The sequence below is a fragment of the Flavobacterium geliluteum genome (genome assembly GCF_017948595.1).
Lineage (GTDB): Bacteria > Bacteroidota > Bacteroidia > Flavobacteriales > Flavobacteriaceae > Flavobacterium > Flavobacterium flavipigmentatum.
The window spans coordinates 41,203-58,929 of the sequence record NZ_JAGFBV010000006.1 but is presented as its reverse complement, the minus strand read 5'-3'; the positions used below and the strand labels follow the sequence as shown (position 1 = coordinate 58,929).

The window sequence follows — 17,727 nt, the reverse complement described above, 5'->3', positions numbered from 1 at the left end:
GATTTTCGATTACCAAACCATCACTAAACTTTTTTATCATGTTTCGAATTTTAAAAAAAATCACTCCCCTACTTTTATTATTTCCTATTCTATTATTTTCAAATTTGCTACGGCCATCCGAAAATAATAGTGTTAGTCCAAATACTGAAATTAAAACGGGTGCTGATCATTTTGAAAAATACCTGCCTTTGCTAAAAGACAAAAAAGTTGGAATCGTGACCAACCAAACAGGTCTTTTATCTACAAAAATTCATTTGGTCGATTTTTTATTAGAGCAAAACATAACCATTCAGACCATTTTTGCTCCCGAACATGGCTTTAGAGGAACTGCAGATGCCGGCGAACAAGTCGTTGACGGAAAAGACACCAAAACGGGTCTCACTATTATTTCTCTTTACGGAGATAACAAAAAACCAAAACCGGAACAATTAAAAAATATAGACATCATAGTCTTTGACATTCAGGATGTGGGTGCCAGATTTTATACTTATATCTCGTCGCTGCATTATGTGATGGAGGCTTGCGCCGAAAATAACATTCCGATGATCATTCTCGACAGACCCAATCCCAACGGAAGCATTATCGATGGACCAATTTTAGAAAAAGAATATACCAGTTTTGTAGGCATGCATCCGATTCCGGTGTTACACGGCATGACGATTGGCGAATACGGTCAAATGATCAACGGCGAAAAATGGCTGAAAAATGGTGCAAATTGCCCACTTACTGTGATTCCGTGTTCCAATTATAATCGAAAAATGAGTTACAGTTTATTAGCAAAACCATCTCCAAACTTGCCAAATGATCAATCGATAAATCTGTATGCCAGTTTGTGTTTTTTTGAAGGAACCAATGTGAGCGTTGGCCGCGGCACCGAAAAACAATTTCAAATTTACGGCTCTCCCTTTTTACCAAAAAGTGATTTCAGTTTTACGCCCAAACCTAATTTTGGTTCTAAAACGCCACCTTATAATGGAGAAATTTGTTTTGGAAAAGATTTATCAAAAACACCAAAACTAACCCGCTTAGAACTTAAATGGCTAATCGAAGCCTATCAAAAATCAACTGATCAATTGAAGTTTTTTACACCCTTTTTTACAAAACTTGCAGGAACAAAAAAATTGCAGGAACAAATTGAGAAAGGAGTTTCAGAAACCGAAATTCGCAATAGCTGGAAGAATGATTTAGAACAATTTAAGAAAAAAAGAGCCCTTTATTTACTGTACGACTAAACCTTTTTTAGAGTAAAAAACAATGCAAATCATTTTCTTTTTTGGTGAAAAAATACCAGAAAAGCTGACAAACTCCAATCATAATGAAAAATTATTTTATAAAAATTGTCTTGTCATTACTGGTACTTTCTTTAGTGATTAATTGTAAAAGTATCCAAAAAACCATTTCAGATGCTGATCTTGAGAAACAGATTTTATCAAGAAATCAGGAAATTTATACCCAAAAAACAAAGGCCGAAAAAGTTACTTTTTTTAAAGATTCAGAACCAGAAAAAAAGTGGGCAGACAGTATTTATCAACAAATGACACTGGATGAGAAAGTGGGTCAGTTGTTCATGGTTTCGGCATATTCAAACAAAGACAGCCTTCATAGTCAGAAAATCGATAAACTTATTGAAGATTTCAAAATCGGAGCTCTGATTTTCTTTCAAGGCGGGCCGGTTCGTCAGGCAAATTTGACCAACAGATACCAATCCAAGTCAAAAATCCCTTTATTTATAGGCATTGATGCAGAATGGGGACTGAGTATGCGCCTTGATTCTACCTACCGATATCCCTGGAATATGACTTTGGGAGCCATTCAGGATCTAAAATTATTAGAAGAAGTTGGCCAGCACATGGGCAGCGAAAGCAAACGCCTGGGTGTACACTTTAATTTTGCCCCAGTTCTGGATATTAATACCAATCCTGAAAATCCTATTATTGGCAATCGCTCTTTTGGAGAAACAAAAAGCAATGTCGCCAACAAAGCCATTGCATTGATGAAAGGTGCTCAAACTCATGGTGTATTTTCTACAGGAAAACATTTTCCGGGACATGGAGACACCTCAACAGATTCGCATAAAACCTTACCAACTGTCGCTTTTACAAAAGAGCGAATTGATCTGGTCGAATTATATCCTTTTAAGCGTCTGTTTGATGAAGAAATGGCTTCTGTAATGGTCGGACATCTCAATATTCCGAGTTTAGAAACCACTGAAAACATGCCTACTTCAGTTTCGTATAATGTCGTGACCACCTTACTACAAAAGCAATTAGGTTTTGATGGCTTAATCATTACTGATGGTTTGGGCATGAAAGGTGCTGCGAACTTCAAAGGGCCGGGAGATCTTGATCTTGCTGCTTTTCTTGCAGGTAATGACATCCTGCTTTGCCCCGAAGATGTGCCATTGGCGGTACAAAAGATAAAGACGGCCTATCATGACGGAATTGTTACAGAAGACCGTTTGGCTCACTCGGTTAAAAAAATATTACATTATAAATATAAAATTGGGTTAAATCATTTTAAACCCATCGAAACCAAAACTTTATATGCTGACCTAAACGCTCCTGAAAATGATGCTTTGCAATATAAATTATTCGAAAATGCCATAACGGTTTTAAAAAATAAATCTGAAATACTTCCGATACAAAATCTAAATCAAAAAATTGCTTACGTAAAATTAGGTGATGATACCAATAGTGCTTTTGTCTCAACGCTAAAAAAATATACAAATGTCACTGAAGTCTCGAATACCAATGTAGATTCTTTAAACCTCGAATTAAAAAAATACAAAACCGTAATTGTCGGTTTTCACAAATTGGACAAAGCATGGGAAAAACACGATTTTAGTGAAATTGAATTGTTTTGGTTGAAAAAAATCGCTGAACAAAACGATGTTATTTTAGATGTTTTTACCAAACCGTATTCTTTATTGTCGATTCCGAATTTTGATGATATAGAAGGGGTGGTAGTTTCGTACCAAAACTCAAATATTAGTCAAATTGTTTCGGCAGAATTGATTTTTGGAGCCGTTAGTGCAAAAGGAAAACTGCCCGTTTCTATCCATAATTTTTTTGATGTGAATGATGGCATAACGACCAAAAAAATAAATCGATTGGGCTTTGCATCTCCCGAAAATCAAGACATGAGTTCTGCTACTTTGTCCAAAATTGATGCGATTGCATCAAAAGCGATACAAGGTAAAATGGCACCCGGAATGCAAGTGCTTGTCGCTAGAAGAGGAAAAGTAATTTTTCAGAAATCATACGGAAATCAAACGTATGATAACTCGCCTAAAGTAACCGATACCGATTTGTATGATCTGGCATCCATCTCAAAAATTATTGCCACACTTCCGAATGTAATGCAACTTTATGATCAGAAAAAAGTACAACTGGATACACCGCTCAAAACGATGTTACCTTATTTTTCAGGTAGTAACAAAGAAAATATTCCTTTTAAAAACCTACTTTCGCACTACGCCGGTCTTCAGGCCTGGATTCCGTTTTACAAAGCTACTTTGGATAAAAATAATAATCCGCTGGCGAAATATTACAGCAAAGCAGCCACTGCTGCATTTTCTACAAAAGTAGCCGATAGTCTTTTTATTCGAAATGATTATCATGATACGATTATGAAAATCATCAAAGACACGCCTTTATCACTAAAAAAAGAGTACCGATATAGTGATTTTACCTTTATTATTTTAAAAGAATATTTAGAGCATCAAACTAAAAAAAGCCTGCAATCGTTGACTCAGGAACATTTTTACAATACTCTCGGAATGAACTATACCACCTACAATCTGTTAGAAAAGTTTGACAAAAAGGTAATTGCGCCAAGCGAAATAGACAACTATTACAGACACCAAACGGTTCAGGGCTATGTGCACGATATGGCAGCCGCTATGGAAGGCGGAATTGCAGGACATGCAGGAGTTTTTTCGAATGCGATGGATGTTGCCAAAATGATGCAATTGTTTTTGCAAAAAGGAAATTACGGTGGAATTAACTATTTTTCGCCCGAAACTTTTGATGTTTTCAACACCTGCCATTTTTGTTCTGAAGGAGTCGAAAGAGGTTTAGGTTTTGATAAAAGAATAGGAAAAGACGGCCCAACTTGTCAATGCGTTTCTAAGTCAAGTTTTGGCCATACTGGTTTTACAGGTAATATGGTTTGGGTTGACCCGGAAACAGAAATAGTATATGTGTTTTTATCAAACAGGACGTATCCCGAAGTTTCCGCCGCTGGAAACACATTGGCCAAAGAAAAAATCAGAGAAGATATACAACAAATTATTCAGGACGCTATTCTGAAATAATCTAAAATATAGTCTAAAACAAGTCGCCATTTATCTTTTTAAACTGATGAATGGCGAACTTGTTTTATAAAACGTTTAAACCCGCATCCACAAAATTCTTAACTTTAGGACTTTTAGGATTCAAGTCTGTAATTACGGCATGCAACTGCTCTAATCCGCAGACTTTATGCATCATTTTTCCGTTTATTTTATCCGATGTTGCCATCGCAATTACTTTTCCGGAAGCTTTGATCATTTCCTTTTTTACCACAGAAACTTCATAGCCCATCTCTGTAAGCCCTTGATTTTCATCAATACTACTTACTCCCAAAAAGCAAATATCGGCTTTGATTTTTGATAAAACCTGAACCACATCGATACCAATGGTTACCATTGCTTTTTTTTGCAGTTTTCCACCAATAAAAATGAGTTCAATATTGGGATGTTGGGATAACTGCATCGCAATTGGCAAACTGTATGTATAGATTGTAGCCGAAAAATCAATCGGAATCAATTTACAGAAAGATAAATTGGTTGTTCCACCACTCATAATAATTACCTGGCCATCACTTAAAAAAGAAAGCGCTTTTTGACCCACAATAATCTTTTTATCTTCGTTAATTATATTAATATCAAAAACATTTTTGGATTTATCTTTTACTAAAAAAGCACCCCCATACACTTTGTTTATCAGTCCTTTATTGTTTAATTCGTTGAAATCTCTTCGGATTGTGTCTTCAGAAATTTCTAACTCCAGAGCAAGATCAATAGTGTTGATTTTTTCAACTTCTTGAAATTTATTCATGATGTACTGATGTCTCTCGCGTTTCAACATTTATTATAATTTTTTTTCAAATATAAAACTTAATGCGTTATTCTGCACTTTTTAAGAAAGCTATTTTGGCGTAAATTAGCTTCGCCAAAAGTACTAAAAATCGAGCAACATTAATGCATTTTTATGCATTTTTATATTATTATTTATAATTTTATGCATAAATTTGCAAATTAGCAATAAAGTTTATATATTTCCATTCTCTAACCAATCAAATATTTTTTAATATGAAAAAACTATTATTTATTTTATTTGGAATTATTTTGTTTGCGCAGCCCATTTTTGCACAGACAAAAACGATAACCGGAACGATTATAAGTACGACAGACAATCTCCCTTTGCCAGGAGTTTCGGTTCTTATTGAAGGAACTTCAAAGAGTACGGTAACAGATTTAGACGGAAACTTTAGCATTGCAGCAAACGAAAACGACAACCTGATTTTTAGTTTTATCGGGTTTGCTTCAAAAAAAATTAAAGTTACACAAAATACAGGTTTGCTGAACATTCAAATGAAAGAAGAACTTAACACGCTTTCTGAAGTTGTCGTTCTGGGTTCTACGGTAAGAGCTACCCGAAAAGAGCTAGGAAACGCCGTAACCAGTATCAAAGCAGAAGATTTGGTAAAAGCGCAACCTGGAGGTTTATCAACCGCTTTGCAGGGAAAAATTGCCGGTGCACAAGTTTCTCAAAACTCGGGAGATCCCGCTGGAGGTTTTAGCATAAAACTTAGAGGAACATCTTCTATCTTAGGCTCATCCGACCCTTTGTATGTTATTGATGGTGTTGTTTTGAACAATGCTACTACAAATGTTACCAACCTAAATGTATCTACTGGGAACTCGAATATGCAAATTGGTCAAAATAGATCAGCAGATATCAATCCAAACGATATTCAAAGCATTGAAGTTTTAAACGGAGGAGCCGCAGCAGCCATTTACGGATCAAGAGCGGCCAATGGTGTCGTTTTGATTACGACCAAAAAAGGAGTTGCCGGCGAGACAAAATATACTTTTTCGACGAGTATGACATCTAATAGCATTCGCAAAAAAGTCGATGTAAACCGGTCTAATAAACAATTTGCAAGCACTTCTCCTGCCCTATTCCCTATTCAGGGAAATCCTGCAAGTCCAACTACTGTAAATGTCCTAGGAAGAGATCTTGAAACGCGAACGATAGACGTACAACGTTACGATTATCAGGATGCTATTTTTACTACCGGAATTGGTACAGATACTTATTTCTCTGCACAAGGCGGTGATGAAAAAACCAAATATTTTGCTTCGCTGGGTTATTTGGTAAACGAAGGAATTGTAAAAAATACCGACTTCAAAAGAGCCGGAGCAAAAATTAGACTAAAACATGATTTTAATGACAAACTCTCGGCTACGATGGGACTGAATTATGTAAATTCCAGTTCTAACGAAAAACCAGACGGAAACGTTTTTTGGAGCCCAATAAACGCTATCAATATTACCAATAATACCTATAATATCAGTGCAAAAGACGCTAATGGTAATTTGTTGGCTGTGGATCCTAATAGAATCAATCCTTTGTCAATTATTGAAACATTCAAAATAAAACAAAATACAGACCGCATTATCTCGGATTTACAATTGAATTATACTCCTTTTAAAAACTTCAATGCCGACCTCATTTTTGGTATCGACAATTACAATCAGAGAGGAAACGTTTACATCCCGAGATACCCGTACGCGCCTGTTAACCCAACTTATTACAATGACGGTTATGTTTCTGAAGCAACCAACAGAGTGGTTCAGTTTAATAATGATTTGAATTTAAGATACCTTTGGAACATCAATTCTAACTGGAAAGCCACAACATTTGGTGGTTACAACATCCAGACCTACCGAGATAATTTTGCCGCTATTGAAGGCCGAAATCTAAAACCTTTTGTCGAAACCATTAATGCTTTTAATACTTTGATTCCGGGTTCGCCAAGTGCCAGCCAATCTAAGTATAATTTATGGGGTTATTATTTGCAGGAAACCATCGGATTTAAAGAAAAATTATATGTTACCATTGCCGGAAGACAAGATGCTTCTACTATTTTTTCTAAAGATAACAGGTCGCAGTTTTACCCAAAAGCAAGTGTGAGTTACGTTCTTTCTGACGAACCTTTTATGCAAAACATTGACAATGTATTGAGCACAGCTCGTCTGAGAGGGTCATGGGGAAAATCCGGTAGTTTAACCGCCATTAAACCTTATGCCCGTTTTACTAACTATTCAACAGGAACGCTGCTTGGCAACACCACTTTTACCATAGAAGGCTTTAAACAAGGAAACTTAGACTTAAAACCAGAAAGAAGCGCAACGTACGAAATTGGTGGTGATTTTGGTTTTATAAAAGATCGACTCAATCTATCTTTTAGCTACTACAATGCCGATATCGAAGACTTGTTATTACCAGTACAATTGGCGGCTTCTCAAGGCGCAACCAATACCATTCAAAATATTGGTCAGATGAATAACAAAGGATTTGAATTTAATTTGAAATATGCTTTAATTCAAAAAGAAAAAGTAAATCTTGATGTTTTTGTAAACTATAGTTCCAACAGAAACAAAGTCACAGGATTACCTCAACAACGTTTCAAACTTGACAGCAATCTTGCGGGAGCACCTGTATTTGTTGAGAGAGACCGACCAATTGGTATTTTTTACGGAACTTATTTTGCCCGAAATTCTGATGGCAGCCTGCTTTTAACTCCAACCGGATATCCTCAAACCGAAAAAGGTGATGTAAATACAGGAACACCGCAAAGAGATGCTTCAGGACAGCCAACAGGAACGATTCTGAACAAAGAAATCGGAAACCCAAACCCGGATTATATCATTTCGTTTGGAGCAAATTTTAATTATAAAAAATTCGGGTTATCGGTTCTTTTTGATGGCGTGCAAGGCGTAGATGTTTTTGATGCAGATTATAGAACCAGACAAGGTGTTGGATCGGGAACGATTGTAGCACAAGAGCTGAACGGCGAGTTGCCTCGCGGTTATATTTGGTCTGTTTATAACGTAGAAGAATTTAGAGTTGTTGACGGAAGTTATCTTAAATTAAGAGAAATTTCACTTAATTATTCTTTCGGAAAATTAAATAGCTTTTTTGATGATTTGACAGTTACAGCTAGTGGTAGAAACTTAATTTCCTGGGATAATTTTACCAGTTTTGATCCAGAAACGAACTCTGGCGGACAATCTTCGGTAGCCAAATATAACTTTGGTACTGTGCCAATTCCGAGTTCGTATTCTGTAGCATTGAAATTTCAATTTTAATTTAAAAAGAAAAAAATCATGAAAAAGATATTCATCCCTATATTGAGTCTTACGTTACTTTTTGCTGGCTGCAGCGAAGATTATTTAGACCCAACAAAACCATCACAAGAGTTAGTTATAGGTACAAGAGACGGCATTATTGGTGCCGCAAACGGTTTGCAACAACTTTGGAGTGTAGACAGAATTAGCCCCGTTTATACGACCATTACAGGAAACGGATTTACAACAAAAGAATTGCGATTACTTAATGCCGGAAACGTAGACGAGGGAGAACTTTCTGTGGGAGGCCAAGTATTATCTACCAAAAATGGTGTAGTCAACAACTTGTGGTCACAATGTTTGATTATAAATTCTGAATCTCAAAAAGTACTTGACAATATCAATATCCTGACTGTAGAAAACGAAAAAGCAAGTGTATTTGCTCATTCCTCGATTTTTAAAGCCTTGGCTCTTTCTACTTTAGTCCAGTATTTTGAAAGTGTTCCATTAAAAACAGCAAAAAATGCCTCTTTTAATACGAGAGCTGAAGTTTTGAATACTGCAATCGAAACTCTAAAAGCAACCGAATCTTCTCTTGATAAAGCAACAGGTTTTACAGGATTGGCCAACAGCCTTAATTACAAAAATACCGTTTATGCACTTTTGGCAAGAAACTATTTGATAGCCGGAGATCATGATAATGCCCTAAAATATGCCAATTTAGTAGATTTGAATGTAAAATCTGTTTTTGGTTATGATCAAATTGGTGTAAACCCAATTGCATTTGTGTCGATCACCACCAACAATGTTTTTCAACCGATTGATTTGACTTTAGGATTACCAACTGCTCTGACTCCTGATTCTTCAGACGGAAGATTGAATTTTTACATCAAACCGGGTTCTAATCCTACCACAGCGACAGGTTTTTTTGACACTAATACCAAGTCGATTCCAGTCTATTTACCCGGAGAAATAATGTTGATAAAAGCCGAAGCTTATGCCCGAAAAGACAATGTTCCTCAAGCGATAATAGAACTCAATAAAGTATTGACCAAAACTGCTGCAGCTGATGTTTACGGCATTGGCGCCAACCTTCCTCCTTATGCAGGAATAGCTACAAAAGAGGCAGTTTTGGAACAAATTTATAGAAATCGTTGTATCGAAATGTACATGTCCGGTTTAAAACTCGAAGACAGCCGAAGATTTAATCGTCCTGGCGCAGGAGTTACAGGAGCAGAAAGAAACCGTAACTGGTATCCTTATCCGGATTCTGAGAGAAATAACAACACTAATACACCTGCTGATCCATCAGTATAACTCCCATAAAATTGGGGTGGTACACGATTAATCACCCCGATTTTTTACATTAATAACAATTCATCTATCATGAAAAACCAACATCCTGAAACTGAACAAGAATCTTTGTACAAAGATTTAGATCAAATGAGCGTTCTGGACCTTCTGACTAACATTAATAAAGAAGATCAAAAAGTACCACAAATCATCGAAAAACAAATTCCGAAGATTGAAAAATTGGTAAAAGCAATTGTAAAAAAAATGCAGCTTGGAGGAAGATTGTTTTACATAGGAGCCGGAACTTCTGGCAGAATAGGCATTCTCGATGCTTCAGAATGCCCTCCGACTTTTGGTGTTCCGCATGACATGATTATTGGTATTATTGCGGGGGGCGATACTGCGATTAGAAAGGCTGTAGAAAAGGCCGAAGATGATGTGGAGCAAGCCTGGAAAGACTTAGAGAAACATGAGATTTCTAGTTTAGATTTTATTATCGGGATTGCTGCATCTGGAAATACTCCTTATGTATTGGGTGGCCTTAAAAAAGCCAAAGAACACAACATCAAAACAGGCAGTATTTCCTGCAACAGTTCAGGGCTGATTGCTCAGGTGGCAGATCATTCGATAGAACTTGTTGTAGGACCAGAATTCCTTACGGGAAGTACGCGCATGAAAGCGGGAACTGCTCAAAAACTAGCACTAAACATGATTTCTACTTCGGTTATGATCAAGTTAGGAAAAGTAAAAGGCAACAAAATGGTCGATATGCAATTGTCTAACGAAAAGTTAGTTAAAAGAGCAATAAAAATGATTATGGAAGAACTGCATGTCGAACAAAATCTGGCTGCCGAATTGCTTGAAAAACATAAAAGCGTACGAGCTGTTTTGCTGGAAATGAACAAAAAACAGTAATTTTATAACCACCAACACCTAAAAAATGTCATCAAGTACAATTTTAATTTTTATCGTCGTTTACTTCGGACTTCTGCTTTTTATATCACACATAATTAGCAAAAAAGGACAAGACAATGATTCTTTTTTTAAAGCAAATAAAAACTCCAAATGGTACTTAGTGGCTTTCGGAATGATTGGTACTGCACTTTCTGGTGTGACTTTTATTTCTGTACCAGGAGAAGTGGGATCGCCAAACGGAGAACAATTTAAATACTTTCAATTTGTCTTAGGCAATGCAATTGGCTTTATAGTGGTAGCTACAGTTTTGCTTCCTTTATATTATCGAATGAATCTGACCTCTATTTACAGCTATATCGAGAAAAGAATGGGTGTAAAAAGTTATAAAACTGCCGCTTCTATTTTTCTGGTGAGCCGCACGGTTAGTTCGGCATTTAGACTGTATCTCGTTATTATTGTTTTGCAGCGTTATGTTTTTGATTATTATGGAATTCCATTTCCTATGACAGTGTTTTTTGCCCTCGCACTTATCTTTTTATACACCTACAAAAGTGGTCTCAAAACCATTATTATTACCGATACCTTACAGACATTTTTTCTGGTAACTTCGGTTTTTATTACTATTTATTTTGTTTGCGACAGCTTGAATCTAAGCGTAATTGAATCTATTTCGACCATAAAAGAAAGCAATTATTCTAAAGTATTTTTCTTTGATGATTTCTTTACAAGTAGGTACCATTTTGTCAAACAAATTTTAGGCGGAATTTTTGTTACCATAGCAATGGTAGGACTTGACCAGGATTTAATGCAAAAAAACATCAGCTGCAAAAACATCAAAGAAGCACAAAAAAACATGTTTACTTTTACCGCCATTTTTGTTATTATCAATATTATTTTCTTGAGCTTAGGAGCGTTATTGTACATTTATGCCAACCAAAAAGGCATCCAGACACCGATTGATTTTGTATCGGGAAAACCCCGAACAGATTTACTTTTTCCTGAAATCGCTTTAAATCACTTATCAATTGTACCTGCTTTTGTCTTTTTACTAGGAATTATTGCTGCTACTTTTGCCACAACCGACTCGGCTTTGACGGCTCTGACAACCTCTTTCTGCGTTGACTTTTTAGGGATGGACAAATCCGAAAACCTTTCAAATCCTAACAATGTCAAAAAAAGACATTGGGTACATCTCGCTTTTTCAGGATTACTATTTTTGGTGATTATTGTATTGAACTCTTTTAACGATAGCTCGGTGGTGGCATTGATTTTTAGGGCTGCATCATACACGTATGGACCGCTATTAGGTTTATATGCTTTTGGTTTAATACAAAAATCAAGAACGGTCAACGACAAATTGGTTCCTTATATCTGCATTCTTTCGCCTATTCTGACTTATTTTTTAAGTGAAAATTCGAATGCTCTTTTCGGATATATTTTTGATAATGAATTAATAATCATCAATGCATTATTTACCTATATCAGTTTGTTTTTGACCAGTAAAACTTCGAGTGAAAAAATATATTTTTAAATCGATTTACGTCTAAAATAATCTATTTTTAGCATTTCCAAAATTTCACCTAAAAAGCGATTGCATCAAATTTAATTTCCATGAATAAAAATATTAGCCATCTTTATCAAATTGCGCAAAAAGAATCCCGCAAGATTATCGGGCTCATGTCGGGAACATCTCTCGATGGCCTTGATATTGCCTTGTGCGAAATTTCAGGATCCGGACAAAATACAGCCGTAAAACTCCTCGAATTTGAAACGATAATTTATTCTGAAGACATAAAAATCGAAATTCGAAAAGTATTTGCTAAAAAAAATATTGATTTTGAGCAGCTGGTTGTCCTTAACGAATGGATAGGAATTTTGCACGCCAACATGATCAATGATGCTCTGAAAAAATGGAACATTCCTGCATGCGAAGTCGATTTAATTGCTTCACACGGTCAAACGGTATTGCATGCTCCAAAATTTTTGCATCAACTGGAAAAATTTCCAAATGCTACACTCCAAATTGGCGATGGTGACCATATTGCTGTAAAAACAGGTATCATCACACTCTCTGACTTTAGGCAAAAACACATTGCGGCAGGTGGCGAAGGCGCTCCATTAGCGGTTTACGGAGATTATTTTATTTTTGGCAAAAAAGGAGAAAATCGCATCATGCTCAACATGGGCGGAATCGCCAATTTTACCTATTTGCCAGCATCATTAAATCCCGAGGAAACTTTTGTTACTGATACCGGAACTGGAAATACTTTGATTGATCTTTTTGTAAAACATAATTTCCCCGAAAAAAGCTACGATAAAGATGCCGAAATTGCTAAAAATGGTAAAGTAAACCAAATTCTTCTTTATCACTTAAAAGACCATGATTTTTTTAGACAAAGTTTTCCAAAAACTATTGGTCCAGAACTTTTTGGCTACGAATATGTGCAAAATGCAATGCTAAAAAGCAGTCAAAATACGATTTCTGTTGAAGATTTATTGGCCACTTTAACTCGTTTTAGTGCCGAAACCATTGCTGAGGCGATTCAGCTAGCGGTAAAAAACACTTCGTATAGAATAGAAGATTTCAAAATTTACATCTCAGGCGGAGGAGCTAATAATCCGTTATTAGTGCGTTGGCTCAAAGAATTATTACCCTGTCATTTTTATAAAAGTGATGATTTAGGCATTTCCAGCGATGCCAAAGAAGCTGTTTTATTTGCAATTTTAGCCAATGAAACGGTTTCCGGAGGAGCTTTTAATTTTGGAACCAAAAAAGGAATTCCTTCGATCACAATGGGCAAAATTTCACTGCCTGATTAAACAAAACTACTAAAAACTACTTCTAACCACACAAACCAAACCACAATGAAAGACCGTATTATTTCGATTGATGTTTTAAGAGGACTTACTGTTATTATGATGACTATTGTCAATAATCCCGGCAGTTGGTCGCATGTTTTTCCGCCGTTGCTTCATGCCGAATGGAATGGCTGCACACCTACCGACCTCGTATTTCCTTTTTTCGTTTTCATCATGGGAGCCGCGATTCCATTGGCTATTCCGTATAAAAAATTTGATGCCGAAGTTTTTGGAAAAATACTGGTACGATCATTACGAATTATTTGCTTAGGTCTTTATCTGAATTTCTTTAATCGAATTGATATTTTTGAACTCTCAGGAACTCCTTTATTACTAGCCAAATTAGTTTTGACTTTTGCAGTCGGCTATGCCTTGATGGGTAGTTTTCCACAAAAAATAAAAATATTGCTAGTTACTATAATTTTTTCCGGCTTTATAATATTGGCTTACAGCGGTATCGAAGCCTACCAAGACGTTAGGCTTCCCGGTGTTTTACAACGTATCGGAATCGTTTATTTTTTCTCTGCTATCATTTATCTGCAAACTTCTATAAGAATGCAATTTATTATTGTTGCGGGATTACTTTTGGGCTATTGGGCACTCATGACCCTTATTCCTGTGCCTAATATTGGGTATGCCAATCTTGACCCTGGAACCAATTTATCGGCTTGGTTAGACAACCTAATTCTTAAGAATCACATGTATATCGAAACTAAAACCTGGGATCCGGAAGGGCTGTTAAGCACCATTCCAGCCATTGGAACGGGTTTACTGGGTGTAATCATAGGTCAAACATTTAACAGCAGTGCATCGCCAACAGAAAAAGCAAAAAAAATGGCGATTATAAGCCTCATTTTAGTGGTTTTAGGATTACTATGGTCAATGGTTTTCCCAATAAACAAATCCATCTGGACAAGTTCGTATGTTTTATTTTCTGCTGGACTTACAACTCTGTTTCTAACTTTTTTTTATTATCTAATTGATATTAAAAACAGGCAAAAAGGAACCCAGCTTTTTGTAATTTGGGGTGTTAATCCTATGATTGTTTTCTTTGGTTCCGGAATCATTCCGCGCATGCTCTCGATGATTACCTTCGAAAATCCAAAGGAAATTGACGCTACCATCAATCTTCAGAGCTATCTTTATCAATATTGGATAGTACCTTTTTTTACCAATCCAATGATGGCATCTCTGGCGGGAGCGCTAGTGTACGTGCTGATTTGGTTCGGAATCTTATGGGTTTTCTATAAAAACAAACTCATTTTTAAAGTATAATTATTGACAAAAAAAAGAAGAAAAATATTTCAAAATTATAATTTCTTATAGTCCGCTAAAAAAACTATTTTTGATTTCAGTTTAAATAAAGATTACAATGCATAAAAATCAATACCTAATACCTCTAATTCTACTTTTATTATCCTTTGGATGGAACGTCAATTCGCAAGATAAAAACAGGCATCCTAAAAACGAATTTAGAGGAGTCTGGATTGCCACTGTCGTGAATATTGACTGGCCAAAAACCAATGCTGATGGTGTTGAAAAAGAAAAAGCCGACTATCTGGAAATTCTAGAAACGTATAAAAAACTCAATTATAACGCTGTAATTGTACAAATTAGAAGCGTTGGTGATGCTTTTTACGCATCTGACCTTGCTCCGTGGTCGCGTTTCCTTACGGGAAAAGAAGGACAGGCGCCTAACCCAAATTATGACACACTGGCCTGGATGATTGAGCAGGCTCACGTGAGAGGTTTTGAGTTTCATGCCTGGATGAATCCGTATCGTGCTACTTTCGACTTAAATAAACAACTTTTAAGCGCGAATCATGACGCCAATAAACATCCCGAATGGATGATTGAATACGCCGGAAAAATTTATTACGATCCCGCTTTGCCCGAAGTTCAGGAACATTTAACCAAAATTGTTAAGGAAGTAGTCGACAAATATGATGTGGATGCAATTCATTTTGACGATTATTTTTATCCTTATACCGTACCTGGAAAACAATTTAACGACAGCGCCTCATTCAAAAAATACGGAAACGGAATGACTATTGGGGATTTTCGTCGAGCGAATGTGAGCAACTTTGTACACACAATTGCGACAACGATAAAAGCATCAAAACCTTGGGTACAATTTGGCATCAGCCCGTTTGGTGTTTGGCGCAATAAAACGATGGATCCTAAAGGGTCAGACACACAATCGGGTCAGACAAATTATGATGATTTGTACGCCGATCCTCTTTTATGGATGGACCAAAAGTGGATTGACTACATTGTGCCACAGTTGTACTGGAGCATTGCACATCCAAAAGTTTCGTATGCAAAATTGCTGAAATGGTGGTCTGAAAACTCAAACAACGCTGCGATTTACATCGGAAATAGTTCTTATAAAGTGAGGGCTGACAGCGATAAAAGCTGGAACTTTTTAACCGAAATCCCTAACCAAATTGATTTGACCAGAACGTATCCAAACGTACAAGGAAATGCTTTTTTTAGTGCGAAGTCTTTTATCAACAGAAATTTTGATGTGGTACGTCATTTAGAAGAAAATCAATATAAATATCCTGCATTGCCGGCTGCTGTACCCAACTTAAAACAGGTTATTATTGATACTCCATTAGTAAATGAATTTGTCAAAGACAGCACTTATTATACTTTCAACATCAAATATCCTTTTAACACAAAAGTGCGTTATATGGTCGTTTATGGAGCCGAAGATGCTTCAAAACTTGATGTAAATGATGCATCGCAAATTGTTTCCAAAATATTAGTTTATGAAAACACGGGGACTATTTCGTTTTCTCTACCAAAAGAAAAAATGAATCTCTATAAAGTTTGTGCTGTCACATTTATTGATTATTTTGCAAACGAAAGTAGCCCAACTGTTATTGATTTGAACACACCTTTTAAAATAAACCTACCTGTACAAACTGATGAAAACAGATAATCAACCGTGGTTTTGGATTCCGTTGCTCAATTTTGCCTCTGGATTTCCTTATATCATCATAACATCGGTATCGGTATTGATGTACAAAAAATTAGGCATCAATAATGAAGATATTGGCGCTTACACCAGTTTATTGTATCTTCCGTGGGTGATCAAACCGCTGTGGAGTCCTTTTATCGACTTACACGGAACCAAAAGAAAATGGTTTTTGTCAATGCAGTTGTTTATTTCCATCGCCTTTTTAGTAGTTGGCATCACCATTCCGCTCAACTACTTTTTTTTCTTGACTTTAGCGATTTTTTCGGTTGCTGCTTTTGCTTCTGCCTCTAATGATGTTGCAACGGATGGTTTTTATTTATTAGCTTTAAAAAAAGAACAACAATCCCTTTTTCTCGGCATTAGAAATACCTGCTACCGATTGGCGATGCTTACAGGCCAAGGACTTATTGTGCTTTTGGCCGGATATCTGGAGCATAAATATGGTGACAATACAAAAGCATGGTCGTACACGATGATTGTGGTGAGTATCGTAATGATTTTCCTGACCGTATACAATTTCTTTTCGACACCAAAAATTGAAGAAAACACACTAGCGACAAAGAGTGCAGACGAACAAAAAAACTTTATTTCGGTATTTGCGAGTTTCTTCAAAAAGAAACAAATTGGTTTGGTTTTGGCGTTTATACTTGTTTTTAGATTGGGAGAATCCCAATTGCTTAAAATGTTAACTCCGTTTTTAGTCGATCCAAAAAGTGCCGGCGGAATGGGTTTAGACACCGAAGATGTTGGAGTAATTTACGGTACTTTTGGCTTAATAGCCTTATTGGCAGGCGGCGTTTTAGGCGGGATCGCTATTTCTAAATATGGTCTTACAAAATGTTTTCTACCGATGATCCTGACGATGCATTTACCGATTATGGGATTTGTCTTCTTAGCTTATTTTCAACCTGAAACAATGATACACATACATTTTGATCTAAAATATTTTATATTTGACTCATCATTTAACGCTTACACTTCTTTAGTAGTTATTTTAGAACAATTTGGTTACGGTTTTGGCTTTGCCTCTTTTATGATGTTCTTAATTTATGTAGCAGAAGGAGAATCAAAAACATCACATTATTCAATAGCAACAGGTTTTATGGCATTAGGAATGATGCTTCCGGGAATGTTAAGTGGTTACATACAGCAATATTTAGGATACGGAAATTTCTTTATCTGGGTATTTCTAGCCACAATTCCGGGTATTATCTTATCACGTTTTTTAATTTTTCCGAAAGATTACGGAAAAAAATCTGAAGAAGTTTAACCCCAA

The 17,727-nt window shown here is 36.2% G+C and carries 11 protein-coding genes; 10 read left to right on the top strand and 1 reads right to left on the bottom strand.

The window, feature by feature from the left end:
• Window positions 1-38: 38 nt before the first annotated feature.
• Both J3495_RS05235 and J3495_RS05230 read left to right on the top strand, forming a co-directional pair.
• Entirely contained in the window at window positions 39-1,232 is a 1,194-nt protein-coding gene (locus J3495_RS05235) for an exo-beta-N-acetylmuramidase NamZ family protein (protein ID WP_210665519.1), read from the top strand.
• A gap of 83 nt (window positions 1,233-1,315) precedes the next feature.
• Window positions 1,316-4,315, top strand: coding sequence for a glycoside hydrolase family 3 N-terminal domain-containing protein (locus J3495_RS05230; RefSeq protein ID WP_210665518.1), 3,000 nt, complete (start codon window positions 1,316-1,318; stop codon window positions 4,313-4,315).
• A 64-nt stretch (window positions 4,316-4,379) separates the two neighbouring features.
• Here the strand turns inward: J3495_RS05230 and J3495_RS05225 are convergent, their stop codons facing one another.
• The gene (locus tag J3495_RS05225; RefSeq protein ID WP_210665517.1) at window positions 4,380-5,129 is read right to left on the bottom strand and encodes a DeoR/GlpR family DNA-binding transcription regulator; all 750 of its coding nucleotides are present in this window, start codon (window positions 5,127-5,129) and stop codon (window positions 4,380-4,382) included.
• A gap of 224 nt (window positions 5,130-5,353) precedes the next feature.
• Here J3495_RS05225 and J3495_RS05220 point away from each other — a divergent pair, with 224 nt between their 5' ends.
• The 8 genes from J3495_RS05220 to J3495_RS05185 all read left to right on the top strand — a co-directional run bounded on the left by J3495_RS05220 (window position 5,354) and on the right by J3495_RS05185 (window position 17,721).
• Entirely contained in the window at window positions 5,354-8,419 is a 3,066-nt protein-coding gene (locus tag J3495_RS05220) for a SusC/RagA family TonB-linked outer membrane protein (protein ID WP_210665516.1), read from the top strand.
• An 18-nt stretch (window positions 8,420-8,437) separates the two neighbouring features.
• Entirely contained in the window at window positions 8,438-9,715 is a 1,278-nt protein-coding gene (locus tag J3495_RS05215; protein ID WP_210665515.1) for a RagB/SusD family nutrient uptake outer membrane protein, read from the top strand.
• A 69-nt stretch (window positions 9,716-9,784) separates the two neighbouring features.
• Window positions 9,785-10,606 carry an N-acetylmuramic acid 6-phosphate etherase gene (gene murQ, locus J3495_RS05210; RefSeq protein WP_210665514.1) on the top strand — a complete coding sequence of 274 codons (822 nt, stop codon included), beginning with the start codon at window positions 9,785-9,787 and terminating at the stop codon, window positions 10,604-10,606.
• 25 nt (window positions 10,607-10,631) lie between these two features.
• Window positions 10,632-12,137 (top strand): sodium:solute symporter, encoded by a 1,506-nt coding sequence (locus J3495_RS05205; RefSeq protein ID WP_210665513.1) that lies wholly within the window; start codon window positions 10,632-10,634, stop codon window positions 12,135-12,137.
• An 80-nt stretch (window positions 12,138-12,217) separates the two neighbouring features.
• A complete protein-coding gene (locus J3495_RS05200) occupies window positions 12,218-13,426 on the top strand; it encodes an anhydro-N-acetylmuramic acid kinase (protein WP_210665512.1) in 1,209 nt (402 codons plus the stop codon).
• Between the two features lie 45 nt (window positions 13,427-13,471).
• Window positions 13,472-14,740, top strand: a complete 1,269-nt coding sequence (locus J3495_RS05195) for an acyltransferase family protein (protein WP_210665511.1) — start codon at window positions 13,472-13,474, stop codon at window positions 14,738-14,740.
• Window positions 14,741-14,837: 97 nt separating this feature from the next.
• Window positions 14,838-16,412 (top strand): glycoside hydrolase family 10 protein, encoded by a 1,575-nt coding sequence (locus J3495_RS05190; protein ID WP_210665510.1) that lies wholly within the window; start codon window positions 14,838-14,840, stop codon window positions 16,410-16,412.
• Window positions 16,399-17,721, top strand: a complete 1,323-nt coding sequence (locus tag J3495_RS05185) for an MFS transporter (RefSeq protein ID WP_210665509.1) — start codon at window positions 16,399-16,401, stop codon at window positions 17,719-17,721. Before J3495_RS05190 ends, J3495_RS05185 begins: the two co-directional genes overlap by 14 nt.
• The last annotated feature ends 6 nt before the right edge of the window (window positions 17,722-17,727 follow it).